Here is a 26,414-nt window from a genome sequence, read left to right on the forward strand (position 1 = left end):
GCCCATGATCCTCTCGTTTGGCCAGACTCTCTAGATACAGTTCACTTGTATTGTGAGTGACCAGTTAACTGTTTATAGGGGGTGTACGGGTCAAAATTGCGCAAACTGTACCTGTCTGCGCATTTTTGGTGCATTTTTACCCAATAGGAAGGCTTGAGCAGGCAAAAGCCGTAGGAAAAGACCGGTACAGAAGTACAGTTTTTGATGAGATCGAAGATTTTAAAAATCCCGCTGGCAAAACTGTGTTTGTGCCAGCGGGAAATCTGTGCGGATTACACAGCCAGCATGCGTCCGGTTTCTTCCAGATTGATGTGCCAGCTCAGTGCATCGCGCAGGATGTGCGGGGTGTGGCCGCCGATGGCACAGGCTTTATCGAAATAGTCGTTCAGCGCCTGGCGGTAATCCGGGTGCACACAGTTATCGATGATGACCCGGGCGCGTTCCCGTGGCGCCAGGCCGCGCAGGTCGGCCAGGCCTACCTCGGTCACCAGGATGTCGACGTCATGCTCGGTATGGTCGACGTGGCTGACCATTGGCACCACGCTGGAAATCGCGCCGCCCTTGGCAATCGACTTGGTCACGAACACCGCCAGGTGTGCGTTGCGCGCGAAGTCGCCGGAGCCGCCGATGCCGTTCATCATCCGCGTGCCGCAGACGTGGGTGGAGTTGACGTTGCCATAGATGTCGAATTCGAGCGCCGTGTTGATACCGATGATGCCCAGGCGCCGCACCACCTCCGGATGGTTGGAGATTTCCTGTGGACGCAGTACCAGCTTGTCCTTGTACTTCTCCAGGTTGCCGAACACGTCGCTGTTACGCCGTTCCGACAGGGTGATCGAGCTGCCCGAGGCGAAACTCAGCTTGCCCGCATCGATCAGGTCGAAGGTCGAGTCCTGTAGCACTTCGGAGTACATGGTCAGGTCTTCGAACGGCGAGTCGATCAGTCCGCACATTACCGCATTGGCGATGTTACCGATCCCGGCCTGCAACGGGCCGAGCTTGTTGGTCATGCGTCCGGCATCGACTTCCTGCTTGAGGAAGGTGATCAAGTGATCGGCGATGGCCTTGGTGTCGACATCCGGCGACGACACGGTAGACGGCGAATCCGGCTGCTGGGTGATGACGACCGCGACGATCTTCTCTGGCGGGATCGGGATCGCGGTGCTGCCGATGCGGTCGTCGACTTTTACCAGTGGGATCGGCGTGCGGGTCGGGCGGTAGGTCGGGATGTAGATGTCATGCAGACCTTCGAGGTTCGCGTTGTGCGCCAGGTTGATCTCGACGATTACGTGTTTGGCGAAGATCGCGAAGCTCGCCGAGTTGCCCACCGAAGTGGTCGGCACGATGTGGCCCTGTTCGGTGATGGCCACGGCTTCGATCACGGCGATGTCCGGCAGCTTCAGTTGCTGGTTGCGCAGTTGCTCGACGGTTTCCGACAGGTGCTGGTCGATAAACATCACTTCGCCGGCGTTGATTGCCTTGCGCAGGGTGCTGTCGACCTGGAACGGCATGCGCCGCGACAGCACGCCGGCCTCGGTCAGTTGCTTGTCGAGATCGTTGCCCAGGCTGGCACCGGTCATCAGGCTGATCTTCAGCGGCGTGACCTTGGCTCGCTCGGCCAATGCATGGGGAACGGCCTTGGCTTCGCCGGCGCGGGTGAAGCCGCTCATGCCGACGGTCATGCCGTCCTCAATCAGCGCAGCGGCGTCGGCGGCGCTCATCACTTTATCCAACAACGAAGGCAGGCGAATACGGTCACGGTACATGGATTATTTTCTCGGGCAGCGAGTAGCAGGATGCGCAGTCTAGTGAATTTCGCGAGCGCCTGTCCCGCTACCAAGGTCGCAAACGAGGCGTCTATTCAGCGGGTTTCAAGTAAAACACCGTTACCGGATCTGCAACAACGCGGCAAATTGTCCGACGGTTTGCGCAAACAAAAACGCCCCGACAAGTCGGGGCGTTCGGTGTTGCCGGCGAGGGTTACTCGACCGCTTTGACCATGTCTTCGATGACTTTTTTCGCGTCGCCGAACACCATCATGGTCTTGTCCAGGTAGAACAGTTCGTTGTCCAGACCGGCATAGCCGCTGGCCATCGAGCGCTTGTTGACGATGATGGTCTTGGCCTTGAACGCTTCGAGGATCGGCATGCCGGCAATCGGCGATTTCGGATCGTTCTTGGCGGCCGGGTTGACCACGTCGTTGGCGCCGAGCACCAGCACCACGTCGGCCTGGCCGAACTCGGAGTTGATGTCTTCCATCTCGAACACCTGGTCGTAAGGCACTTCGGCTTCGGCCAGCAGTACGTTCATGTGGCCAGGCATCCGACCGGCCACCGGGTGAATCGCGTACTTCACGGTCACGCCGTGGTGGGTCAGCTTCTCGGTCAGCTCTTTCAGTGCGTGTTGCGCGCGAGCCACCGCCAGACCGTAGCCCGGCACGATGATCACGGTGTCGGCGTTGGTCAGCAGGAAAGTCGCGTCGTCAGCCGAACCGGATTTCACCGGACGGGCTTCCTTCTCCCCGGCAGGACCGGCGTCTGCTGTATTGCCGAAACCGCCGAGCAGTACATTAAAGAAGGAACGGTTCATCGCCTTGCACATAATGTACGAGAGGATCGCGCCGCTCGAACCCACCAGGGAACCTGCAATGATCAGCATCGAGTTGTTCAGCGAGAAGCCGATACCCGCCGCCGCCCAACCGGAATAGCTGTTGAGCATCGACACCACCACCGGCATGTCGGCGCCGCCGATCGGGATGATGATCAGCACGCCCATGACGAACGCCAGGGCCAGCATCAGTGCGAATGCGGCAAGGTTGCCGGTCAGCATGAAGGTGAGGCCAAGGATCAGCGTCGCCAGACCCAGTACCGCATTCAGCTTGTGCTGACCGCTGAACTGTACCGGTGCCCCCTGGAACAGGCGGAACTTGTACTTGCCCGACAGCTTGCCGAAGGCGATTACCGAACCGGAGAAGGTGATCGCGCCGATGGCGGCACCGAGGAACAGCTCCAGACGGTTACCTGCCGGAATCGAGTCGCCCAGTTGCTTGACGATGCCCAGCGACTGCGGCTCAACCACTGCAGCAATGGCGATGAACACCGCTGCCAGACCGATCATGCTGTGCATGAACGCGACCAGTTCCGGCATCTTGGTCATTTCAACGCGTTTGGCCATGATCGAACCGGCGGTGCCGCCGATCAGCAGGCCGACGATCACGTAACCGATGCCGGCAGTTGCCAGCTCAGCGCCCAGCTTATAGATGAGGCCGACCGTGGTGATGATTGCCAGCGCCATGCCGAGCATGCCGAACAGGTTGCCGCGCCGCGATGTGGTCGGGTGCGACAGACCCTTGAGGGCCTGGATGAAGCAGATCGACGCGATCAGGTAGAGCGTCGTGACGAGGTTCATGCTCATTACTTAGGCGCCTCTTCTTTTACTTTCGGGGCTTTCTTCTTGAACATCTCAAGCATGCGGCGGGTGACCAGGAAGCCACCAAACACGTTGACCGCTGCCAGTGCCACGGCAAGGGTGCCCATGGTCTTGCCCAGCGGGGTGACGGTCAGGGCGGCAGCGAGCATGGCGCCGACGATCACGATCGCCGAAATGGCGTTGGTCACCGCCATCAAAGGCGTGTGGAGTGCGGGGGTAACGTTCCAGACCACGTGATAGCCGACATAAATCGCCAGCACGAAGATGATCAGGTTGTAGATACCGGGGGAGATAAGCTCTTCCATCGTCTGAATCCCTGCTTAGGCGTTTTTGCGGATGACTTGGCCGTCGCGGCACATCAGGCACGCGGCGACGATGTCGTCTTCGAGGTTCACTTCGAACTGGCCTTCTTTGGTGAAGACCAGCTTCAGGAAGTCCAGCAGGTTGCGTGCGTACAGCGCCGAGGCGTCTGCGGCGACTTCACCGGCCAGATTGGTCGGGCCGACGATGGTCACGCCGTTCTCGATCACGACCTGATCGGCCACGGTCAGCGGGCAGTTGCCACCCTGGGCGGCGGCGAGGTCGATGACCACCGAGCCGGGTTTCATCTGTGCCACGGTGTCTGCGCTTAGCAGCGTCGGCGCCTTGCGGCCCGGAATCAGTGCGGTGGTGATGACGATGTCAGCCTGCTTGGCGCGCTCGTGCACGGCCTGGGCCTGGCGCTGCATCCAGCTGGCCGGCATCGGGCGCGCATAACCGCCGACGCCGACCGCGCATTCGCGTTCTTCATCGGTCTCGTAAGGCACGTCGACGAACTTGGCGCCGAGGGATTCGATCTGTTCCTTCACGGCCGGACGTACGTCGGACGCTTCGATGACGGCACCCAGACGTTTCGCCGTGGCAATCGCCTGCAACCCGGCCACGCCGGCCCCCAGAATCAGCACGCGCGCCGCTTTCACGGTGCCCGCAGCGGTCATCAGCATCGGCATGAAGCGCGGATAGTAATGAGCGGCCAGCAGCACGGCCTTATAGCCGGCAATGTTCGCCTGGGACGACAGCACGTCGAGGCTCTGGGCCCGGGAGGTACGTGGTGCCGCTTCCAGGGCGAACGCGGTAATCCCGCACTCGGCCATTTTCGCGATGGTGTCGTTGTTGAACGGGTTGAGCATGCCCACCAGCACCGTTCCACGCTTGATCAGCGTCAGTTCGGTATCGCTTGGCGCGACCACTTTGAGAATCAGCTCGGCGCCAAACGCGTCATTGGCACTGCCAATGGTCGCGCCTGCCGCTTCATAGGCACTGTCGACAACGCTGGCTTTAACGCCGGCGCCGGTTTGCACAGTGACCTTATGACCTTGGCTGATCAGCTTTTTAATGGTTTCCGGGGTTGCAGCAACCCGTGTTTCACCGGTCTGGGTTTCGAGAGGAACACCAATGTGCACGTCAAATCTCCTGCGTGATCTTATTGAGTAAACCCATGCACTACGGATGGTGCGACTGGGGCGGCCGATCAGCACGATCCCGCCAAATCAGGGCGGGGCGCGGCATTTTGCAGGCGAAGTTTATGCCCTTCAAGGGATTATGACGGGTGACGGAAAATTAACTACAAGTCATCCCGTGACCGAATGTCGCAGATGGCCAGTTGAATCCCTTGCAGGCCGTGCCTTTCAAGGAGTCTGGATGAATTTGAAGAATTTTCTCATCGGTGACGTGAATAGGTCGCAATGCGTCGCGAATGAGGGCTCAAAGCCACGTCGGCAGGCGCTTGTGGGACGTCTGTACGACTTTCGGATACAGTCTGTCGATTTGCGACAAATAGTTATATCTGTAGGGCTTTGATTTTCCTGACTACGGGGTTAGTAATTGCTGGAGCCCTTTAACCTTCTAGGTTGTAGCTATATGCCTGATTCACCAGCCAGTCGCGAAATGCCTTGAGTGACGCTGATTCGACCTTTCGCTCCGGAATCATCAGGTAATACGCCTTGATGCTGGAGAGCGCGTTCGGGTTGGCAATGACCAGCCGTTTCTCGGCCAGTTCGCGTTGAATGAGGAACGGTGGGATCAGCGCGATGCCCATGTCGTGCATGGCGGCCTGGGCCAGCATGGAGAATAGCTCGTAGCGCGGACCTGTCATGTCGCGGGGGATGTTCAGGTGTTGCGAGTTGAACCACTGTCGCCAGGCGTAGGGGCGGGTGGTTTGCTGGAGCAGCGGCAGATCGGCGATATCCTCCGGTGTCAGAAGCTTCCGGTTGCCGAGCAGGGCAGGGCTGCATACCGGCATCGGATTCTCGCCCATCAGCCTGTGGGATTCGGTGCCCGACCAATCGGCATCGCCAAAATAAATGGCGGCATCGAAGTCAGTGTCGGCAAACAGGAACGGGCGGGTGCGGTTGGTCAGGTTGACCGTCACTTCCGGGTGCTTGAGCTGGAAGTCCTTCAGTCTTGGCAGCAGCCATTGCGTACCGAAGGTGGGGACCACGGCGAGCTCGATCACGTTGGTGCCTTGCTGACCCATCACCGACAGGGTGTCGCGCTCCACGGCGTCGAGTTGAGTGGCAACCCGACGGCTGTAGGAAAGACCCGCCTCCGTCAGCTTCACTCCGCGACGCGAGCGTCGGAAGAGTTCGACGCTGAGGAAATCCTCCAGGCTGGCAATCTGTCGGCAAATGGCGCCTTGAGTGAGGGAAAGTTCTTCGGCGGCCTTGGTAAAGCTCTCGTGACGGGCGGCGGCTTCGAAACTGATCAGGGCGGTGGTGCTGGGTATCTTGCGGCGCATGTACGTCAACCTCACTAATACATCGCTTAATTGGCATTTCGCGACGTTTCGGAGTGAGAAATTAGCACAACAGGATGCGAAATCCTCGTTTGCCGGGATGGCGAAGCGGGCCTAGGATCAATGCCACGTTAATTCACCCGATTTGCGAGGACTCACTCATGGGCGGTAAAGCTAGCTTCAACTGGATCGATCCACTGCTGCTGGATCAACAGCTGACTGAAGAAGAACGCATGATCCGCGACACTGCCGAGCAATTCGCCCAGCAGAGCCTCGCGCCACGTGTTCTCGAAGCCTTCCGCCATGAGAAGACTGATCCGGCGATCTTCCGTGAAATGGGTGAGGTCGGCCTGTTGGGTGCGACGATCCCCGAACAGTACGGTGGCAGCGGCCTCAACTACGTCAGCTACGGCCTGATTGCTCGTGAAGTCGAGCGTGTCGACTCTGGCTACCGTTCGATGATGAGTGTGCAGTCTTCGCTGGTGATGGTGCCGATCAACGAATTCGGTACTGAAGCGCAGAAACAGAAGTACTTGCCGAAACTGGCTTCCGGCGAGTGGATCGGCTGCTTCGGTCTGACCGAGCCGAACCACGGTTCCGATCCGGGTGCGATGATTACTCGTGCGCGCAAAGTCGAAGGTGGCTACAGCCTGACCGGCGCCAAGATGTGGATCACGAACAGTCCGATCGCCGATGTGTTTGTGGTTTGGGCCAAGGACGACGCTGGCGACATCCGTGGTTTCGTTCTGGAGAAAGGCTGGAAGGGCCTGAGCGCTCCGGCGATTCACGGAAAGGTCGGTCTGCGAGCCTCGATCACCGGCGAAATCGTCATGGACAATGTCTTTGTGCCGGAAGAGAACATCTTCCCGGACGTGCGTGGTTTGAAAGGTCCGTTCACCTGCCTCAACTCTGCACGTTATGGCATCTCCTGGGGTGCGCTGGGTGCGGCGGAATTCTGCTGGCACACCGCTCGCCAGTACACCCTGGATCGTCAACAGTTCGGTCGTCCGTTGGCCGCCACTCAGTTGATCCAGAAGAAGCTTGCGGACATGCAGACCGAAATCACCCTTGCACTGCAAGGCTGCTTGCGTCTGGGTCGCATGAAGGATGAAGGCACCGCAGCGGTTGAAATCACTTCGATCATGAAGCGCAACTCTTGCGGCAAGTCGCTGGATATCGCTCGCATGGCGCGTGACATGTTGGGCGGTAACGGGATCTCCGATGAGTTCGGGGTGGCCCGTCATCTGGTCAACCTGGAAGTGGTCAATACCTACGAAGGTACTCACGACGTTCACGCGCTGATCCTCGGTCGTGCGCAGACCGGCCTGCAGGCGTTCTATTAACAGGAGAGCGACCATGGGCGCGCTGTCGCATCTGCGGGTACTGGATTTATCGCGAGTGCTGGCCGGCCCATGGGCCGGGCAGATTCTTGCCGACCTTGGGGCGGAAGTGATCAAGGTCGAGCGCCCGGGTAATGGTGACGATACCCGCGCCTGGGGGCCGCCCTTCCTGAAAGACGCTTACGGCGAGAACACCAGCGAGGCGGCTTATTACCTGTCGGCCAATCGCAACAAGCAATCGGTGACGATCGACTTCACGCGTCCCGAAGGTCAGAAGCTGGTACGGGAGTTGGCCGCCAAGTCCGATATCCTCATCGAAAACTTCAAGGTGGGTGGTCTGGCCGCTTATGGCCTGGATTACGAGTCGCTGAAGGCGGTCAATCCGGATCTGATCTATTGCTCGATTACTGGTTTCGGTCAGACCGGACCGTATGCCAAGCGTGCGGGTTATGACTTCATGATTCAGGGACTGGGTGGGCTGATGAGCCTCACCGGGCGTCCTGAAGGTGATGAAGGCGCCGGTCCGGTGAAGGTGGGTGTGGCGCTCACGGATATTCTGACGGGGTTGTATTCGACCGTGGCGATTCTGGCCGCGCTGGCTCACCGCGATCATGACGGCGGTGGTCAGCATATCGATATGGCGCTGCTGGATGTTCAGGTGGCTTGTCTGGCTAACCAGGCGATGAATTATCTGACGACGGGCAATGCGCCAAAGCGGCTGGGGAATGCGCATCCGAATATCGTGCCGTACCAGGACTTTCCTACTGCTGATGGTGACTTCATTCTCACGGTGGGTAATGACGGGCAGTTCCGCAAGTTTGCCGAGGTAGCCGGGCAGCCGCAGTGGGCGGACGATCCGCGCTTTGCTACTAATAAGCTACGAGTGGCGAACCGGGCGGTGCTGATTCCGCTGATCCGTCAGGCAACAGTCTTCAAATCGACCGCCGAGTGGGTGTCTCAACTGGAGCAGGCGGGTGTGCCGTGTGGGCCGATCAATGATCTGTCACAGGTGTTCGAGGATCCGCAGGTTAAGTCCCGTGGGTTGGCGATCGAGCTGCCTCATGCTCTGGCAGGGATGGTGCCGCAGGTGGCGAGTCCGATTCGCTTGTCGCGGACTCCAGTTGAGTATCGACGTGCTCCTCCTCTATTAGGTGAGCATACGCTGGAGGTTTTGCAGCGAGTGCTGGGTCTGGAAGCCGGAGCGGTGGCGGCAATGAAGCAGGATGGAGTGCTTTGATGACTTCCTCTATATAGAAGGGGACTTCTATATAGAGGGCGTGGGGTGTTTTACGGTCTGTCCGCAAGTTATTGAAAGAAAAACGAAATTAAGTGTTGACGGCAGATTCTGGAGGTCTATAATTCGCCCCACTTCCGGCGCAGTCGAAACGGAAAACTCCTTGAGATTCAATGAGTTACACGGTTTTCGATAGCGGTTTGCTTCAGATCATCGAAGCCTGGAGGGAGTTGAAACTGCCGGTTTTTCTGGCGCTTTCAACGTTTCGATCTTCTCGGTCGAAAGCGGAGAAAAAGAGGTGTTGACAGCAGCGTGTAACGCTGTAGAATTCGCCTCCCGCTGACGAGAGATCGGAAGCGCAAGTGGTTGAAGTTGTTGAAGAAATCTTCGAAAACTTCTGAAAATAATCACTTGACAGCAAATGAGGCTGCTGTAGAATGCGCGCCTCGGTTGAGACGAAAGCTCTTAACCAACCGCTCTTTAACAACTGAATCAAGCAATTCGTGTGGGTGCTTGTGGAGTCAGACTGATAGTCAACAAGATTATCAGCATCACAAGTTACTCCGCGAGAAATCAAAGATGTAACCAACGATTGCTGAGCCAAGTTTAGGGTTTCTTAAAAACCCAAAGATGTTTGAACTGAAGAGTTTGATCATGGCTCAGATTGAACGCTGGCGGCAGGCCTAACACATGCAAGTCGAGCGGATGAAGGGAGCTTGCTCCCGGATTCAGCGGCGGACGGGTGAGTAATGCCTAGGAATCTGCCTGGTAGTGGGGGACAACGTTTCGAAAGGAACGCTAATACCGCATACGTCCTACGGGAGAAAGCAGGGGACCTTCGGGCCTTGCGCTATCAGATGAGCCTAGGTCGGATTAGCTAGTTGGTGAGGTAATGGCTCACCAAGGCGACGATCCGTAACTGGTCTGAGAGGATGATCAGTCACACTGGAACTGAGACACGGTCCAGACTCCTACGGGAGGCAGCAGTGGGGAATATTGGACAATGGGCGAAAGCCTGATCCAGCCATGCCGCGTGTGTGAAGAAGGTCTTCGGATTGTAAAGCACTTTAAGTTGGGAGGAAGGGTTGTAGATTAATACTCTGCAATTTTGACGTTACCGACAGAATAAGCACCGGCTAACTCTGTGCCAGCAGCCGCGGTAATACAGAGGGTGCAAGCGTTAATCGGAATTACTGGGCGTAAAGCGCGCGTAGGTGGTTCGTTAAGTTGGATGTGAAATCCCCGGGCTCAACCTGGGAACTGCATCCAAAACTGGCGAGCTAGAGTATGGTAGAGGGTGGTGGAATTTCCTGTGTAGCGGTGAAATGCGTAGATATAGGAAGGAACACCAGTGGCGAAGGCGACCACCTGGACTGATACTGACACTGAGGTGCGAAAGCGTGGGGAGCAAACAGGATTAGATACCCTGGTAGTCCACGCCGTAAACGATGTCAACTAGCCGTTGGGAGCCTTGAGCTCTTAGTGGCGCAGCTAACGCATTAAGTTGACCGCCTGGGGAGTACGGCCGCAAGGTTAAAACTCAAATGAATTGACGGGGGCCCGCACAAGCGGTGGAGCATGTGGTTTAATTCGAAGCAACGCGAAGAACCTTACCAGGCCTTGACATCCAATGAACTTTCCAGAGATGGATTGGTGCCTTCGGGAACATTGAGACAGGTGCTGCATGGCTGTCGTCAGCTCGTGTCGTGAGATGTTGGGTTAAGTCCCGTAACGAGCGCAACCCTTGTCCTTAGTTACCAGCACGTAATGGTGGGCACTCTAAGGAGACTGCCGGTGACAAACCGGAGGAAGGTGGGGATGACGTCAAGTCATCATGGCCCTTACGGCCTGGGCTACACACGTGCTACAATGGTCGGTACAAAGGGTTGCCAAGCCGCGAGGTGGAGCTAATCCCATAAAACCGATCGTAGTCCGGATCGCAGTCTGCAACTCGACTGCGTGAAGTCGGAATCGCTAGTAATCGCGAATCAGAATGTCGCGGTGAATACGTTCCCGGGCCTTGTACACACCGCCCGTCACACCATGGGAGTGGGTTGCACCAGAAGTAGCTAGTCTAACCTTCGGGAGGACGGTTACCACGGTGTGATTCATGACTGGGGTGAAGTCGTAACAAGGTAGCCGTAGGGGAACCTGCGGCTGGATCACCTCCTTAATCGACGACATCAGCTGCTCCATAAGTTCCCACACGAATTGCTTGATTCATTGAAGAAGACGATAGAAGCAGCCCGAAATTGGGTCTGTAGCTCAGTTGGTTAGAGCGCACCCCTGATAAGGGTGAGGTCGGCAGTTCGAATCTGCCCAGACCCACCAATTTTGTGTGGGAAACGCCTGTAGAAATACGGGGCCATAGCTCAGCTGGGAGAGCGCCTGCCTTGCACGCAGGAGGTCAGCGGTTCGATCCCGCTTGGCTCCACCACTACTGCTTCTGAAGTTTGAAAGCTTAGAAATGAGCATTCCATCGGTGTGATGATGAATGTTGATTTCTAGTCTTTGACTGGATCGTTCTTTAAAAATTTGGGTATGTGATAGAAAGATAGACTGAACGTTACTTTCACTGGTAACGGATCAGGCTAAGGTAAAATTTGTGAGTTCTCTTAATTGAGAAATTCGAATTTTCGGCGAATGTCGTCTTCACAGTATAACCAGGTTGCTTGGGGTTATATGGTCAAGTGAAGAAGCGCATACGGTGGATGCCTTGGCAGTCAGAGGCGATGAAAGACGTGGTAGCCTGCGAAAAGCTTCGGGGAGTCGGCAAACAGACTTTGATCCGGAGATGTCTGAATGGGGGAACCCAGCCATCACAAGATGGTTATCTTGTACTGAATACATAGGTGCAAGAGGCGAACCAGGGGAACTGAAACATCTAAGTACCCTGAGGAAAAGAAATCAACCGAGATTCCCTTAGTAGTGGCGAGCGAACGGGACTAGCCCTTAAGTGGCTTTGAGATTAGCGGAACGCTCTGGAAAGTGCGGCCATAGTGGGTGATAGCCCTGTACGCGAAAGTCTCTTAGTCATGAAATCGAGTAGGACGGAGCACGAGAAACTTTGTCTGAATATGGGGGGACCATCCTCCAAGGCTAAATACTACTGACTGACCGATAGTGAACTAGTACCGTGAGGGAAAGGCGAAAAGAACCCCGGAGAGGGGAGTGAAATAGATCCTGAAACCGTATGCGTACAAGCAGTGGGAGCAGACTTTGTTCTGTGACTGCGTACCTTTTGTATAATGGGTCAGCGACTTATTTTCAGTGGCGAGCTTAACCGAATAGGGGAGGCGTAGCGAAAGCGAGTCTTAATAGGGCGTCTAGTCGCTGGGAATAGACCCGAAACCGGGCGATCTATCCATGGGCAGGTTGAAGGTTAGGTAACACTGACTGGAGGACCGAACCGACTACCGTTGAAAAGTTAGCGGATGACCTGTGGATCGGAGTGAAAGGCTAATCAAGCTCGGAGATAGCTGGTTCTCCTCGAAAGCTATTTAGGTAGCGCCTCATGTATCACTGTAGGGGGTAGAGCACTGTTTCGGCTAGGGGGTCATCCCGACTTACCAAACCGATGCAAACTCCGAATACCTACAAGTGCCGAGCATGGGAGACACACGGCGGGTGCTAACGTCCGTCGTGAAAAGGGAAACAACCCAGACCGTCAGCTAAGGTCCCAAAGTTATGGTTAAGTGGGAAACGATGTGGGAAGGCTTAGACAGCTAGGAGGTTGGCTTAGAAGCAGCCACCCTTTAAAGAAAGCGTAATAGCTCACTAGTCGAGTCGGCCTGCGCGGAAGATGTAACGGGGCTCAAACCATACACCGAAGCTACGGGTATCACGTAAGTGATGCGGTAGAGGAGCGTTCTGTAAGCCTGTGAAGGTGAGTTGAGAAGCTTGCTGGAGGTATCAGAAGTGCGAATGCTGACATGAGTAACGACAATGGGTGTGAAAAACACCCACGCCGAAAGACCAAGGTTTCCTGCGCAACGTTAATCGACGCAGGGTTAGTCGGTCCCTAAGGCGAGGCTGAAAAGCGTAGTCGATGGAAAACAGGTTAATATTCCTGTACTTCTGGTTATTGCGATGGAGGGACGGAGAAGGCTAGGCCAGCTTGGCGTTGGTTGTCCAAGTTTAAGGTGGTAGGCTGAGATCTTAGGTAAATCCGGGATCTTAAGGCCGAGAGCTGATGACGAGTGTTCTTTTAGAACACGAAGTGGTTGATGCCATGCTTCCAAGAAAAGCTTCTAAGCTTCAGATAACCAGGAACCGTACCCCAAACCGACACAGGTGGTTGGGTAGAGAATACCAAGGCGCTTGAGAGAACTCGGGTGAAGGAACTAGGCAAAATGGCACCGTAACTTCGGGAGAAGGTGCGCCGGTGAGGGTGAAGGACTTGCTCCGTAAGCTCATGCCGGTCGAAGATACCAGGCCGCTGCGACTGTTTATTAAAAACACAGCACTCTGCAAACACGAAAGTGGACGTATAGGGTGTGACGCCTGCCCGGTGCCGGAAGGTTAATTGATGGGGTTAGCTAACGCGAAGCTCTTGATCGAAGCCCCGGTAAACGGCGGCCGTAACTATAACGGTCCTAAGGTAGCGAAATTCCTTGTCGGGTAAGTTCCGACCTGCACGAATGGCGTAACGATGGCGGCGCTGTCTCCACCCGAGACTCAGTGAAATTGAAATCGCTGTGAAGATGCAGTGTATCCGCGGCTAGACGGAAAGACCCCGTGAACCTTTACTATAGCTTTGCACTGGACTTTGAATTTGCTTGTGTAGGATAGGTGGGAGGCTTTGAAGCGTGGACGCCAGTTCGCGTGGAGCCATCCTTGAAATACCACCCTGGCAACTTTGAGGTTCTAACTCAGGTCCGTTATCCGGATCGAGGACAGTGTATGGTGGGTAGTTTGACTGGGGCGGTCTCCTCCTAAAGAGTAACGGAGGAGTACGAAGGTGCGCTCAGACCGGTCGGAAATCGGTCGTAGAGTATAAAGGCAAAAGCGCGCTTGACTGCGAGACAGACACGTCGAGCAGGTACGAAAGTAGGTCTTAGTGATCCGGTGGTTCTGTATGGAAGGGCCATCGCTCAACGGATAAAAGGTACTCCGGGATAACAGGCTGATACCGCCCAAGAGTTCATATCGACGGCGGTGTTTGGCACCTCGATGTCGGCTCATCACATCCTGGGGCTGAAGCCGGTCCCAAGGGTATGGCTGTTCGCCATTTAAAGTGGTACGCGAGCTGGGTTTAGAACGTCGTGAGACAGTTCGGTCCCTATCTGCCGTGGACGTTTGAGATTTGAGAGGGGCTGCTCCTAGTACGAGAGGACCGGAGTGGACGAACCTCTGGTGTTCCGGTTGTCACGCCAGTGGCATTGCCGGGTAGCTATGTTCGGAAAAGATAACCGCTGAAAGCATCTAAGCGGGAAACTTGCCTCAAGATGAGATCTCACTGGAACCTTGAGTTCCCTGAAGGGCCGTCGAAGACTACGACGTTGATAGGTTGGGTGTGTAAGCGCTGTGAGGCGTTGAGCTAACCAATACTAATTGCCCGTGAGGCTTGACCATATAACACCCAAGCAATTTGCGTCGGCTCTCTAAACCAGAGCAACCAGATTGCGGTGTGTGAAGACGCAATGAACCGAAAGTTCGACGCTCACAAAGCACCGAAAACTATCCCATACCCAATTTGCTGAAGCGAGGCCGTCAGGTCACGAGTCAGTACCCGAATTTCTTGACGACCATAGAGCGTTGGAACCACCTGATCCCATCCCGAACTCAGAAGTGAAACGATGCATCGCCGATGGTAGTGTGGGGTTTCCCCATGTGAGAGTAGGTCATCGTCAAGATTAAATTCCGAAACCCCAATTGCGAAAGCAGTTGGGGTTTTGTTTTAGTAGAAGTCACCGTTTTTTGCCGGAACGTTACTGTGGTAACGGGCTGGTCACAGAATTTCTTGACGACCATAGAGCGTTGGAACCACCTGATCCCATCCCGAACTCAGAAGTGAAACGATGCATCGCCGATGGTAGTGTGGGGTTTCCCCATGTGAGAGTAGGTCATCGTCAAGATTGAATTCCGAAACCCCTGTCTGCTAACGCAGACAGGGGTTTTGTCGTTTCAGTGCCCACGAAAGTCCGATCTTCAGACCGCTCTGCGTGCCTTGCTGCTCCGACGAGCCTGCCACTTGCGCCACCAGATGTAGACGCCGGTCCCCGACAATCCTGCAATCAGAACGCCCAATACCGCGATCATCACTTGCCCGGTGAAGCCTATGATCCGTCCCCCATGTATCGGCAACTGCAACCGATAAAACCGCTCTCCCAACGTCCCTTCTCCTGCAATCTCCTGCCCCAATAATCGCCCGTCCGTACCGTGGAAGAACAACCAGGATTTGCCGTGGGCCTCAGTGTCATGCTGTCCGAACCCCGCGCCGTAGAAGTTGTACTCAAAGCTGTAATACAACTCGCCGATTGCCGCTGTCAGCCCCAACCTTTTCCCTTCCTGCAGTGCCCTTTCATATGCCTGTTGATAACTCAATCGAGTAATCCCCAACTTTTCGGCAGGCATTCGCCCTCGAGCCTCATACACGCTCGGTTCAATCGAAGAGAACAACGACACCACCGGTTTGAAGACCTGGCTCGGGAGGTTCATCGCCACGCTACTGACGGCTATCGGCAGCAATAACAACCACAGCCACAAGCCCCCGGCCCTGTGCAGATCAAAGTTGAGTCGATAGGCATGCCTGCCCTTGATCTTCCAGGCGTCAGGCCACTTCTTCCAGAACGGTTTACCTCGAGGCAAAGTCAGCCAGAGAGCGATGAAGCAATCGATCAACCAGGCGATGGCCACCAACCCCATCAACAGCAAACCCCAGTTACCGGGCAGTGTCAGGTTGTAGTGGAACTCGAGAATGAAAGGAACGAAGTTCTCACGCTGGAAACAGCACTCACCCCAGTAACGCTGGCCTTTCTGCTCGCCACTGACCGGGTCGAGGTAGAACACCTGATTGCGTTCTTCGAACGGTTCGCCCGTCGCCGGATCGTTGCGCGGAACCGCCGCCAGCAATGCCGTGTGGCCTGCCTCGTTCGGATACTCCATGTACCAGACCTGCAACTTCGGATGTAACGATTGCACCGCATCCACCAGTTCGCCTGGCGGTAGGCGCTCTCCCTCGGCCGATGCCGCGTAGAACTCCGGGTTCAACCACTCATCCAGCTCATGATTGAACGCCAGAATGCTCCCGGTAATCCCCGCCAGCAGCAGAAAAACCGCCGTGGCCAACCCGATATACCGGTGCAATAAAACCAGAAACGAACGCATGAAAATTTCCCCCACAGATGCGACAAAGCCAGCCCCTGAAATCAGGAGCTGGCTTTTTTATGCACAAGACAAAGGCTTAGAACTGGTAACTGACCGTAGCGGCGACATTGCGCTCTTCGCCCATGTAGCAGAAGTCGAGACTGGCGCAGGAGGCTACATAGGATTCATTGGTCAGATTGTTCGCATTCAGGCGTACGTCGATACCCTTCAAACCGACCTTGCCGAGGTCATAGCCAATCGATGCGTCGAACAATGTGTAGGACGGCACCTTCATGGTGTTCTCTGCATCCGCCCAGCTGTAGCCGACATAACGCACACCACCGCCCAATCGCAGCCCATCAAGCGCCGCACTGTCGAACTTGTAGTCCGCCCACAGCGAGGCCATGTGCCGCGGCGCCTGGGTTGGCGAGTTGCCTTTGTTCTCGATCACGTTTGTCGGGGTGCTCAAGGTGCTGGTCATCGACTTCGAGTACTCGATGTCAGTGAAGGTGTAGCTGCCGAGGACTTTCAGGTTATCGGTCAACTGCATGTGCGCTTCCAGTTCCAGACCCTGAGAGCGGACAGCGCCTACAGCGCGATAGAAGTTTTCCTGCGGCAGTTTGGTTGCCAGGTTCTTCTGGTCGATGCCGAACAAGGAAGCGGTGAACAGATCGTCCGTCCCCGGTGGCTGATACTTCAGGCCCATTTCCCACTGCGTTCCATCGGTCGGTGCAAGAGGATTGCCGGCACTGTCCGCGTAGGAGTTCGGGTTGAACGACTCGGAATAGCTGACGTACGGCGCGAGGCCGTTATCGAACAGATACAGCGCGCCGGCACGGCCTGTGAGCTTGGTGCGTCGATCATTGATCTCGGTGCCGACCGGACGGCCCGCTTCGGCAATACGGTTTTCGTCGGAGGTTTCTACCCAATCCTGGCGCAGTCCCAGCGAGAAGCGCCACTTGTCCATCTCGATCAAGTCTTGCAGGTAAACGCCGGTCTGCTCCAGGCGCCGCAGGTAGCTCGTCTCGCCGTAAGGCGTGATAGCGGAATTGCCATACACCGGGTTGAACGCATTGATCGGCGCCAGGCCGCCACTGGTCCAGTCGACCACGGTTTTGCGCCGCTGATAATCCGCCCCCATCAGCACCGTGTGCCTGGTCGCGCCGGTGAAGAATTCGGCCTGAAGCATGTTGTCGACGATGAACGCGTGCAGACGCTCGTCACCTGCGGTGTAGTAGCGATTCAGTTCGTTGCCGGTCGGCGACGTCCAGCCATAGGCGTACACCTGATCCATGTTCACTTTGGAGTCGAGGTAGCGGAAGTTCTGCCGCGCGGTGAAGACATCGTTGAATCGATGTTCGAACTGGTAACCGAACGACTGCTGATCACGGGAGTAACCATCGATGCCCGGCTCGCCTTCGAAGAAGTGCGGTGAGATGCGGTTGCCGTTGCGCTGATGAATCGTGCCGTCGGCCGGCACGCCGCCGTGGTAGCCGCCATCCGGGTCATGTTGCAGATACGCTTGCAGCGTCAGCGATGTGTCCTCGCTGAAATCGATGCTGACCGTTGGCGCGAGGGCGAAGCGCTTTTCCTTGTTGTGGTCGAATTGCGTGTCGGACTGATCCGTCAAACCGGTCAGACGATAGGCGATACGCTTGTCGTCATCGACCGGGCCACTGAAGTCAAAACCGACGCCGCGCTGGCCTTGAGTGCCAACGGTGGCTTGAACCTGGTGATAGGCCTCGTACAGCGGCTTCTTGCTGGTCAGCGCCACCAGCCCGCCCGGCGAGCTACGACCGTACAACACAGAAGACGGGCCTTTGAGAATATCCACGCGCTCGAGGAAATACGGATCGACCTGCATGGTGCTGTAGGTGCCGCTGTCACCCATGGACTTGAGGCCGTCGAGGTAGATGTTGTCCACCGAACCGTCGTTGAAACCGCGCATCGCCACGTAGTCGTAGCGGTGCGTGGCACCGTAAGGGTTGGTCAGCACGCCGGAGGTGTAACGCATGGCCTGGGATACGGTTTGCGAGCCCTGGTCATCCATTTGCTCGCGGGTGACCACGGACACGCTTTGCGAGGTTTCCAGCAGCGCGGTACTGGTTTTGGTGGCGATCTGGCTGTGCGTCGCATTATAGCCATCCATGCTGCCCAGCGCGTTGCCGAGGGCGAAGCCTTTGATGTCGGTGGTCGGCAGGGCCAGCGCTTCGGTTTCTGCAACGGAGCGCAACACATAGCTACTGCCGTCCTGGCTGACCGCCTCCAGGCCCGAGCCGCCGAGCAAGTGGCTCAGGGCCTGATCGGTCGAATACTCGCCCTGCACACCCGGTGACTGCCGGCCCTGGGTCTGCTGTGGCGTCATCGACAACGTGATGCCCGCCTGACGCGCGAACTGGTTGAGCGCATCGCCCAGTGGTCCGGCGGCGATGTTGTAGCGGTGGCTGCCGACCTCACTGGCGCTCGCCGCGACGCTCAGGTTCGGCAGCAGTCCAACGCCCAGTGCCGTGGATAACAACGCGGCCCGAACAGCGCGGTGCAGCAGGCCCGATTCGACAGTGAAATTCAGAGGGTTCTTACAGGTAACGCGCGCAGTCATTGTAGGTTTCCGTAGGCAGTCGCGAAGGCTGAGTTGAAGTGCTTACTGACTAAGCCGGACTTGCCACGAAAACCCGCCAAAATAATTTCAGGCCACAGACTCCAGCGTCACCCACCAACGGGTGCGATAGCGCAATTGCACCGGCAGGGTCTGCGGCAGGATCGCCAGCAGCTTGTCGGTGTCCTCAAGACGGAACACGCCGGACAGGCGCAAATCCGCAATGTCCGACGCACAGCTCAGAAAACCCTGACGATACCGGCCGACTTCGCCGATGAAGTCGCCCAGCCGCATGTTGCGCGTCACGATCAGTCCGTCGACCCAGGCGCCAGCGTCCATGTCCAACGGTGGCGCCGGTCGAACTCGATGGTGATCGATCAGATAGCTCTGACCGGCGATTGCCTCGGTCGAGTTGCCTGCGGATTGAATCGCGACCCGGCCACTGGTGACGCTCAGGCGCGTGCATCCATCTTCCTGGCGCAGAAGGAATCGTGCCTTGAACGGCTCGTAGCTGCCATGACGGCTCTGCACCTGCAGCGGTCGGTCAAACGTTGCACCTTCATCGGCGCCGCCGCAGGTGACGATGATTTCGCCACGGGTCAATTTGATCAGCCGTTGCTGCGCGGTGTAATCGAGATCCACGCTGCTGGCGGTGTTGAGTTCGATCCGTGTGCCGTCCGGCAACTGGAAACCACGGCGTTCGCCGGTGGCGGTGGTGTAGTCGGCGCTCCACTGTTGCCAGACGGACGTGTCCTTGGCCAGCCATCCCGCCGAACCCATCAGCAGCGCGCCGGACAACAGCTTCAATGCCTGACGTCGGCCCAGACCCTGTGCACTGTTTTCCAGCGTATTGAACGCCACCTGCGCACCGGGCACGGCGCTCAGATTGTGGGTCAGTTCGGCTTGCAGAGACTGCACCCGTTGCCAGGCCAGTTCGTGATCATGGTGCTCGGCGCGCCATTGTTCGCACTGGCGATTCAGGCGCGGATTGCCATGGTTGTTGCGCAGACGCAGGAGCCAGTGAATGGCCTGTCGTACGACCTGCTGCGGCGGCTCGGCGCGTCGGCCAAGCGAGAGGTTATCCACCGGCATCAGTTTTCGTACCGCAGTACGTAGCAGTGATACAGCGCATCGGCGACGTAGCGTTCCACCGAGCGCAAGGACAGGCCCATCTGCTCGGCAATCTGCTTGTGGGTCAAACCTTCGCACTGCGCCAGCAGAAACGCCTGACGCACTTTCGGTTTAAGTCCTTCAAGCATGCGGGCAATGCTTTCCAGCAGTTCGATCACCAGTGCGCGGGCTTCGGCACTGGGTCTCTCGGCTTCGGGCAAGTGGGCGATGGTTTCCAGGTAGGCGCGTTCGATTTCTTCGCGTCGCCAATGGTCGATGACCAAACCGCGAGCGATGGTGCGCAAAAACGCACGGGGCGCCTTGAGTTCGAGACGTTCGGTGCGCTGCAGCAGGCGCACGAAGGTGTCCTGGGCCAGATCCGCCGCATCGGCGGCATTGCCCAGCCTCGCACGCAACCAGCCGTTGAGCCAGCCGTGATGACGACTGTAAAGCGCCTGTACTGCCAACTCAGGTGATGACATGAACGCGACAGCCTGAACGTCACAAATGATAATTAGTCGCATTGTCATCAAGGGGTGGAGAATTTGCAACCGGCGCTGCAAAACAGCCATTAAAAAATGACAGGCGAACGCACTGGCACACCGCCCGGCGGGAATCTGGCAGAAATGCCGTCCATTTCCTACAAAGCGTTAAGTTTTCTCCGAATCGTGCCGACAGACTGGGGAGACATGCGTGCACCAAAGTAGAGCAGCCGTCAGAACGCTGCCTGCGCTGTACATGGAATGTTGCATCCGGAACGCATCCCCACTTTTGGCATAAGAAGTCCCATGAAATGAATCTCAAGTTCAGCCATAAAATCCTGTTGGCCGCCTCGGGCGTCGTGGTCCTGGCGTTCGCGCTGTTCACTTTGTACAACGACTATCTGCAGCGAAACACCATTCGTCAGAACCTGCAGTCCTCCGTCCAGCAGGCCGGCGACCTGACCGCCAGCAGTGTGCAGAACTGGATGAGCGGGCGGATTCTGGTCCTGGAAAACCTCGCGCAGAACGTTGCTCACCAGGGCAAGAACGCCGATTTCCCGGGGCTGGTCGATCAACCGGCCTTCACCTCGAATTTCCAGTTCACCTACGTCGGCCAGGCCAACGGTGTATTCACCCAGCGCCCTGACGCGAAGATGCCGGATGGCTACGACCCGCGTCAGCGTCCCTGGTACAAACAGGCCGTGGCTGCTGACCAGACCATGCTGACCCCGCCGTACATGGCCGCCGTTGGCGGTCTGGTGGTGACCATCGCCATGCCGGTGAAAAAGAATGGCGAGCTGCTCGGTGTGGTGGGCGGTGACCTGAGTCTGGAAACCCTGGTGAAGATCATCAACTCGGTGGACTTCGGTGGCCTGGGCCACGCGTTCCTGGTCAGCGGTGACGGTCAGGTGATCGTCAGCCCGGACAAAGATCAGGTGATGAAGAACCTCAAGGACATTTACCCGAACGCCGGTGTGCGCATCGAGAAGGGCAACCAGAACGTGGTGCTCAACGGCCAGGAACGCATCCTGTCGTTCACCCCGGTCGCCGGTCTGCCGAATGCCCAGTGGTACATCGGTCTGTCGATCGATCGCGACAAGGCCTACGCCGCACTCAGCCAGTTCCGTACTTCGGCTCTGATCGCGATGTTCGTCGCAGTGGGCGCGATTGCGGTGTTCCTGAGCCTGTTGATCACCGTGCTGATGCGTCCGCTGATCACCATGGGCCGTGCGATGCAGGACATCGCTCAGGGTGAAGGTGACCTGACTCGCCGTCTGGTAGTGGAAAGCAAAGACGAGTTCGGTGAGCTGGGCAGTTCGTTCAACCAGTTCGTGGAGCGGATTCACGCGTCGATTTCCGAAGTGTCTTCTGCGACTCGCCACGTACACGACCTGTCGCAACGGGTGATGGCATCGTCCAACGCCTCGATCATCGGTTCCGACGAGCAAAGCGCACGCACCAACAGCGTGGCCGCCGCGATCAATCAGTTGGGTGCCGCCACCCAGGAAATCGCCCGCAACGCCGCCGATGCTTCGCAACACGCCAGCGGCGCCAGCGAGCAGGCCGATGACGGTCGTCAGGTGGTCGAGCAGACGATTCAGGCCATGACCGAGCTGTCGCAGAAGATCAGCCTGTCGTGCACCCAGATCGAAACCCTGAATGCGAGCACCGACAACATCGGCCACATTCTCGACGTGATCAAAGGCATCTCTCAGCAGACCAACCTGCTGGCGCTCAACGCGGCCATCGAAGCGGCTCGTGCCGGTGAGGCCGGACGCGGTTTCGCGGTGGTGGCGGACGAGGTGCGCAACCTCGCTCACCGCACCCAGGAATCGGCGGAAGAAATCCACAAGATGATCACCTCGCTGCAGGTCGGCTCCCGCGAAGCGGTGGCCACCATGAACGCCAGTCAGGCGTCCAGCGAAGAGAGCGTTGAAGTGGCGAACCAGGCCGGTCTGCGTCTGGTCAGCGTGACCCAGCGCATCGGCGAAATCGACGGCATGAACCAGTCGGTGGCCGCCGCTACCGAGGAGCAGACTGCGGTGGTGGAAACCCTCAATGTCGACGTCAACCAGATCAACCTGCTGAACCAGCAGAGCGTGGCCAACCTCAATGAAACGTTGAAGGATTGCGATGCGTTGTCGCAACAGGCCAACCGTTTGAAACAGCTGGTCGACAGCTTCAAGATCTGATCGCTCGCGGTCAAAAAAAAGCCCGCTGCGGAGCGATCCGCAGCGGGCTTTTTCATGCCTTACACAAACAGCTTCAGCACATTGCCCATCGCATCATCGGCAAACCCCTGCACGAAATCCTTGAACCCCGGCAGCGCCTCGGGGCCGCCGGAGGCGGGTTCGGCAATGATCGTCCAGGTCGCCCGCGACTTGCCCGCGCCCAGCGATTCCACATTCATCGCCGCCCACAGGTTGGCCACGCCCAGCGTGTTGTAGATCGTGGTCCAGGTCATGCTCAGCGCCTGGTCGTCCCGGGAGTTGAGTTGCTCGACCACCACGTTGCCATCCTTGAAGAACTTCTTGCGCAGCGAAGACACGCCTTCGCCGGTCATTTCGATGTGCGACAGGGCCGGGATGAAACGGTCGAAACCGTCGAATTGGCCGACCACCGCCCACACTTGTCTGGCGTCCACCGGCACTTCCACCGAAGACACGACGTGGCAGCCGTGAGGGTTTTTGATCAGGGTGTCGGGTTGAAGATTGCTCATGGTGTTGCTCCTTGGTTGATGAGTCAGATGAAGTTGATTTCTTTCAGGTAGTCGCAGCCGCGACGCAGCAGCGCCGGGGATTTTTCCGGGTAGTGCGCGCCCATCTGCTGCACGCCGGCCTGGGCGTTGGCGTGGCCGATCAGGGAGATGTCGCCGATGTCTTCCTCGAAGCCGTTGAGGTAGAAACCGAGCACGCCGAACAGCGCGTTGTCGGCGTCGACCCGGCCCAGTTGCTGTTGCCAGTCGGCGACGCTGACCAGTGAAAACTCGCTGCCGGTTTCGCGGAATGACGCGACGTAGGCATCCCAGCTCAGAGGCTCCGGGTTGTGCAGGTTGAACACCGCCCGTTCGGGCGAATAACGGCTGGCGTGGAAGGCGATGAAACGGGCGAGAAAGTCCACCGGCATCAGGTCGAAGTTCAGCGCGAAGGCCGGGACCTGGCCGAGTTGGATCGAGCCCTTGAGCATCAGCATCAAACGGTTCTTGTGCGGCTGGCAGACGCCGCTGAGGCTGTTGAAACTGATGTTGCCGGGCCGGTACAGATTGACCCGCACCCCGCGCTCCCGGGCCCGTTCGAGGAGGCGTTCGCCGACCCATTTCGACAGGTTGTAGCCGTTGCGGATGTAGATCGGCGGCGTCGGTGCGGCGGGCAGCTCCAGCACCCGGCCCGCGTCGTCGACGGTGCTGGAGGCCGACAGCGTCGAGACGAAGTTGAACACCTTCTTGCTGCGCCCTTCGCACAGGCGCAGGAGTTCGAAAATCGGCTCGACGTTGTCCGCCGCCAACGACTCGTAATCGAGGACGTGATTGACGTTGGCGGCGTTGTGCACCAACGCGCCGAACTCGCGATCCAGTCGCACGAAGTCGTCATTGGCCAGACCCAGTTGCGGCTGGGTGATGTCCGCCGAATAGACCCGCACCCGACTCAGGTCCAGATGCTCCAGCCGGTTCTCTCGCAACGAATGGGCAAAGCGCTGCGCCGCGGTTTGTCCGCCGCCATCGCGCACCAGGCACGCCACCTCGCTGGCGCCCCAACCCAGCAACGCCTCGACGATGTGCACGCCGACAAAACTGTTGGCGCCGGTGACAATCACCTTGTGCACATCGCCCATGCGGCTGATCGGCAACGGCTCGATATCCAGCGCTCGCTCGGCGTCGGCCATTGCCTGTGCGCTGAGTACCGCGCTGTCGTCGGTGCCGCGCACCAGCGTGGCGAGCTTGGCGATGGTTGGCAGTTCGATGAAGCGGTTGATCGAAATGCTGCGACCGAATTCCTCCCGCAGACGCAGGAGCATGCGCGACAGCAGAATCGAGTGACCGCCGAGATTGAAGAAGCTTTCGTCGGTGGAAATGTCGCTGGTCGGCAACTCCAGCAACTCGCCCCAGATCTCCAGCAGCAGCGCTTCGTCGGCGTTGGCCGGCAGGCATTTCGGGCCGCTGTCCTGCACGCTTACCGGCAGTTCCAGCAAGGCTTTTCGGTCGACTTTGCCGTTGGCGGCGAACGGCATGTTCGGCAGCTCCGTCCACGCCACCGGTTGCATGTAGTCGGGCAAAAACTGCTGGGCATGTGCCTTCAGCGCATCGCGGGCGGCATCCGATTGCGGCTGCGCGAAGAACGCCAGAATCCGCCTTTGACTGTCGATCACCACGGCGATCTGCCGATACAACTGGCTCTCGCGCAGGCAACGCTCGATCTCTTCCGGCTCGACCCGGAAGCCGCGGATCTTCACCTGATTGTCGCGGCGTCCGCACAGCTCGATGCCGTCTTCGCCCCACTTGGCCATGTCGCCGCTGCGGTAGGCGCGCAGACGCTGACCGTCCGGCAGCTCCAGATGCAGATAGCGCTCCGCCGTCTGCTGGGGATTGTTCAGGTAACCCAGGCACACGCCCGGGCCGACGATGAACAATTCGCCCACCGTTTGCTCCGGCACCGGTTGCAGATCGTCATCGAGGATCAGCACCTGACTGTTGGCAATCGGCCCGCCGAGGGTGCGATTGCTGTCGCCCGGTTGCAGCTGTCGTGCGGTGATCAACACCGTGGCTTCGGTGGGACCGTAGAGGTTGTGCAACTTGCCCTGGCGCGTCAGTTGCTCGATCACGAACGGCTCGCAGACATCACCGCCGGTCATGATCTGCCCGACGCTTTGCAGTTGCTCCAGCGGCAGGATGCTCAGCAGCGCCGGCGGCAGGAACGCGTGGGTCAGTTGCCGACGGCGGATCAGCGCCACCAGTTGCAGCGGATCACGGCGCTGGTTGTCGTCGGGCACCACCAGTTCCGCGCCTTCGAGCAGGGTCGGGAAGATGTCGATCAGCGACGAGTCAAAGCTCAGCGACGAGAACTGCAGTACCCGACTCTCTGCCCGCAACTGCACATAGTCGGCGTACCACGCGGTGAAGTGCGCGAGGTTCGCCTGAGTCAGCAGTACACCCTTCGGATGCCCGGTGGTGCCAGAGGTGTAGAGCGCCATGCACGGAGCATCGAGCTCGGGCCGACGACGCATCAACGGTTGCGACAGATCGACGTCAGTGCGGTCGATGCGACAGACATCCAGCCCTGGCATCGAACCGCTCAGCGGGTGTTCGCCATCGTGCAGCAACAGCACCGCCCCGGCGTTTTCCAGGATGTACTGCTGGCGTTGAAGCGGATGGCTGGGTTCCAGTGGCAGATACACCGCGCCGCTGCCAAGAATCGCCAGAATCGAAGCAAACAGCGCATCGCATTTCGGCAGGCAAATCCCTACCACCCACGGTTGCGGCTGTGTCTCCAGCATGGCCAGCAAACGTTGCTGGATCGCCCGGCTGTGATCATGCAACTGGCGGTAGCTGATCGACTGCTCGGCGAGGTGCAGCGCCGGGCGCTTCGCATGCTCGATCAGGCTCTGTTGCAACCGCTCGATCACCGGGATCTGCGCCTGTTGCAACAAGGCCGGGTTGGCCGTGGCATTGAAGCGATGCACATACGCCAGGCTGTCGAGAAACAGCAGGTTTTCCACCTGCTCGAAGTCCGGCGCACGGGCCGTCGTCGCCTGCTGGAAATACTCGGCATCGCGGGAGAAGCGACTGACCAGCAGCGCCACTTCGTCCACCACCTGCGCCAGTGTTCGCTGGCGCAGGGCCTGACCGTTACCGGACGGTTCGTCGGCGATGGGCACGCGGCTCAGCAGTGTCGTGTTGCAGAGGCATAGCAGATCGAGAACCGGCAGTCCGCCGATGCCCGTTGCACCGATGCCCAAGCGCAAGTTCAGGTGCGGTGTCGTGCCGTAATCCTGCGGCGCAAGACTGCCGTCATCGATCACCAGATCCACCGACGGAGCAAACGCCGTCAGCAATGAATGACCGTGTTGTTCGAGCTCCTGCGCCAGGTCGGTCAAGGCCTGGCTGCGGCCCTTCAGCAAAATGTCGAGACGTCTCATGTCAGCCTCC

The 26,414-nt window shown here is 58.0% G+C and carries 14 protein-coding genes, 2 tRNA genes and 4 rRNA genes; 9 read left to right on the plus strand and 11 right to left on the minus strand.

The annotated features are described in order from the left end of the window. Positions 1–272: 272 nt before the first annotated feature. From C6Y56_RS00545 to C6Y56_RS00565, 5 genes are all read right to left on the minus strand, one after another. Entirely contained in the window at positions 273–1,766 is a 1,494-nt protein-coding gene (locus C6Y56_RS00545) for an acetyl-CoA hydrolase/transferase family protein (protein WP_169428291.1), read from the minus strand. Positions 1,767–1,980: 214 nt separating this feature from the next. Continuing rightward, positions 1,981–3,414: an NAD(P)(+) transhydrogenase (Re/Si-specific) subunit beta gene (locus tag C6Y56_RS00550; protein ID WP_169428292.1), complete on the minus strand. Its 1,434-nt coding sequence runs from the start codon at positions 3,412–3,414 to the stop codon at positions 1,981–1,983. After that, positions 3,414–3,734, minus strand: coding sequence for an NAD(P) transhydrogenase subunit alpha (locus tag C6Y56_RS00555; protein ID WP_003187417.1), 321 nt, complete (start codon positions 3,732–3,734; stop codon positions 3,414–3,416). The genes C6Y56_RS00550 and C6Y56_RS00555 overlap by 1 nt, the downstream gene beginning before the upstream one ends. Positions 3,735–3,749: 15 nt before the next feature. After that, entirely contained in the window at positions 3,750–4,871 is a 1,122-nt protein-coding gene (locus C6Y56_RS00560) for a Re/Si-specific NAD(P)(+) transhydrogenase subunit alpha (protein ID WP_169428293.1), read from the minus strand. A gap of 434 nt (positions 4,872–5,305) precedes the next feature. Further along, positions 5,306–6,205 carry a LysR family transcriptional regulator gene (locus C6Y56_RS00565; RefSeq protein WP_169428294.1) on the minus strand — a complete coding sequence of 300 codons (900 nt, stop codon included), beginning with the start codon at positions 6,203–6,205 and terminating at the stop codon, positions 5,306–5,308. Positions 6,206–6,363: 158 nt separating this feature from the next. On the opposite strand from C6Y56_RS00565, the gene C6Y56_RS00570 reads away from it, so the two are divergent. The 8 genes from C6Y56_RS00570 (at position 6,364) to rrf (C6Y56_RS00605) (ending at position 14,853) form a co-directional block, all read left to right on the plus strand. Further along, positions 6,364–7,545: an acyl-CoA dehydrogenase gene (locus C6Y56_RS00570; protein WP_085712999.1), complete on the plus strand. Its 1,182-nt coding sequence runs from the start codon at positions 6,364–6,366 to the stop codon at positions 7,543–7,545. Positions 7,546–7,558: 13 nt separating this feature from the next. Next, the gene (locus C6Y56_RS00575) at positions 7,559–8,779 is read left to right on the plus strand and encodes a CaiB/BaiF CoA transferase family protein (RefSeq protein ID WP_169428295.1); all 1,221 of its coding nucleotides are present in this window, start codon (positions 7,559–7,561) and stop codon (positions 8,777–8,779) included. Between the two features lie 633 nt (positions 8,780–9,412). Then, positions 9,413–10,949 (plus strand): 16S ribosomal RNA (locus C6Y56_RS00580). Positions 10,950–11,030: 81 nt separating this feature from the next. Further along, a tRNA-Ile gene (locus C6Y56_RS00585) sits at positions 11,031–11,107 on the plus strand. Between the two features lie 30 nt (positions 11,108–11,137). Next, positions 11,138–11,213: transfer RNA gene (locus C6Y56_RS00590), tRNA-Ala, on the plus strand. 247 nt (positions 11,214–11,460) lie between these two features. Beyond that, positions 11,461–14,350: ribosomal RNA gene (locus C6Y56_RS00595) — 23S ribosomal RNA — on the plus strand. A gap of 165 nt (positions 14,351–14,515) precedes the next feature. Continuing rightward, positions 14,516–14,631: ribosomal RNA gene (gene rrf, locus C6Y56_RS00600) — 5S ribosomal RNA — on the plus strand. 106 nt (positions 14,632–14,737) lie between these two features. Then, positions 14,738–14,853 (plus strand): 5S ribosomal RNA (gene rrf, locus C6Y56_RS00605). The 16S, 23S and 5S rRNA genes sit together here with 2 tRNA genes alongside, the layout of an rRNA operon. Before the next feature lie 73 nt (positions 14,854–14,926). Here the strand turns inward: rrf (C6Y56_RS00605) and C6Y56_RS00610 are convergent. The 4 genes from C6Y56_RS00610 to C6Y56_RS00625 form a co-directional block, all read right to left on the minus strand. Further along, the gene (locus C6Y56_RS00610; protein ID WP_169428296.1) at positions 14,927–16,105 is read right to left on the minus strand and encodes a PepSY-associated TM helix domain-containing protein; all 1,179 of its coding nucleotides are present in this window, start codon (positions 16,103–16,105) and stop codon (positions 14,927–14,929) included. A gap of 76 nt (positions 16,106–16,181) precedes the next feature. Then, positions 16,182–18,683, minus strand: coding sequence for a TonB-dependent siderophore receptor (locus tag C6Y56_RS00615; RefSeq protein WP_169428297.1), 2,502 nt, complete (start codon positions 18,681–18,683; stop codon positions 16,182–16,184). 87 nt (positions 18,684–18,770) lie between these two features. Further along, positions 18,771–19,772 (minus strand): FecR domain-containing protein, encoded by a 1,002-nt coding sequence (locus C6Y56_RS00620; protein WP_169428298.1) that lies wholly within the window; start codon positions 19,770–19,772, stop codon positions 18,771–18,773. Continuing rightward, on the minus strand, positions 19,772–20,272 hold the full coding sequence (locus tag C6Y56_RS00625) for a sigma-70 family RNA polymerase sigma factor (RefSeq protein ID WP_169428299.1): 501 nt from the start codon (positions 20,270–20,272) through the stop codon (positions 19,772–19,774). The genes C6Y56_RS00620 and C6Y56_RS00625 overlap by 1 nt, the downstream gene beginning before the upstream one ends. 311 nt (positions 20,273–20,583) lie before the next feature. Here C6Y56_RS00625 and C6Y56_RS00630 point away from each other — a divergent pair, with 311 nt between their 5' ends. Next, positions 20,584–22,464, plus strand: coding sequence for a methyl-accepting chemotaxis protein (locus tag C6Y56_RS00630; RefSeq protein ID WP_169428300.1), 1,881 nt, complete (start codon positions 20,584–20,586; stop codon positions 22,462–22,464). Positions 22,465–22,523: 59 nt separating this feature from the next. Here the strand turns inward: C6Y56_RS00630 and C6Y56_RS00635 are convergent, their stop codons facing one another. Both C6Y56_RS00635 and C6Y56_RS00640 read right to left on the minus strand, forming a co-directional pair. Further along, positions 22,524–22,991 carry an SRPBCC family protein gene (locus C6Y56_RS00635; RefSeq protein ID WP_169428301.1) on the minus strand — a complete coding sequence of 156 codons (468 nt, stop codon included), beginning with the start codon at positions 22,989–22,991 and terminating at the stop codon, positions 22,524–22,526. A 23-nt stretch (positions 22,992–23,014) separates the two neighbouring features. Next, positions 23,015–26,404: an amino acid adenylation domain-containing protein gene (locus tag C6Y56_RS00640; RefSeq protein WP_169428302.1), complete on the minus strand. Its 3,390-nt coding sequence runs from the start codon at positions 26,402–26,404 to the stop codon at positions 23,015–23,017. Positions 26,405–26,414: the final 10 nt, after the last annotated feature.

It is taken from the genome of Pseudomonas fluorescens, assembly GCF_012974785.1.
GTDB lineage: Bacteria > Pseudomonadota > Gammaproteobacteria > Pseudomonadales > Pseudomonadaceae > Aquipseudomonas > Aquipseudomonas fluorescens_BT.

Coding starts and splice junctions, on each gene's coding strand:
- C6Y56_RS00570 (WP_085712999.1), top strand. CDS start 6,364: ATGGGCGGTAAAGCTAGCTTCAACTGGATCGATCCACTGCTGCTGGAT.
- C6Y56_RS00565 (WP_169428294.1), bottom strand. CDS start 6,205: ATGCGCCGCAAGATACCCAGCACCACCGCCCTGATCAGTTTCGAAGCC.
- C6Y56_RS00625 (WP_169428299.1), bottom strand. CDS start 20,272: ATGTCATCACCTGAGTTGGCAGTACAGGCGCTTTACAGTCGTCATCAC.
- C6Y56_RS00620 (WP_169428298.1), bottom strand. CDS start 19,772: ATGCCGGTGGATAACCTCTCGCTTGGCCGACGCGCCGAGCCGCCGCAG.
- C6Y56_RS00550 (WP_169428292.1), bottom strand. CDS start 3,414: ATGAGCATGAACCTCGTCACGACGCTCTACCTGATCGCGTCGATCTGC.
- C6Y56_RS00555 (WP_003187417.1), bottom strand. CDS start 3,734: ATGGAAGAGCTTATCTCCCCCGGTATCTACAACCTGATCATCTTCGTG.
- C6Y56_RS00630 (WP_169428300.1), top strand. CDS start 20,584: ATGAATCTCAAGTTCAGCCATAAAATCCTGTTGGCCGCCTCGGGCGTC.
- C6Y56_RS00610 (WP_169428296.1), bottom strand. CDS start 16,105: ATGCGTTCGTTTCTGGTTTTATTGCACCGGTATATCGGGTTGGCCACG.
- C6Y56_RS00640 (WP_169428302.1), bottom strand. CDS start 26,404: ATGAGACGTCTCGACATTTTGCTGAAGGGCCGCAGCCAGGCCTTGACC.
- C6Y56_RS00635 (WP_169428301.1), bottom strand. CDS start 22,991: ATGAGCAATCTTCAACCCGACACCCTGATCAAAAACCCTCACGGCTGC.
- C6Y56_RS00545 (WP_169428291.1), bottom strand. CDS start 1,766: ATGTACCGTGACCGTATTCGCCTGCCTTCGTTGTTGGATAAAGTGATG.
- C6Y56_RS00615 (WP_169428297.1), bottom strand. CDS start 18,683: ATGACTGCGCGCGTTACCTGTAAGAACCCTCTGAATTTCACTGTCGAA.
- C6Y56_RS00575 (WP_169428295.1), top strand. CDS start 7,559: ATGGGCGCGCTGTCGCATCTGCGGGTACTGGATTTATCGCGAGTGCTG.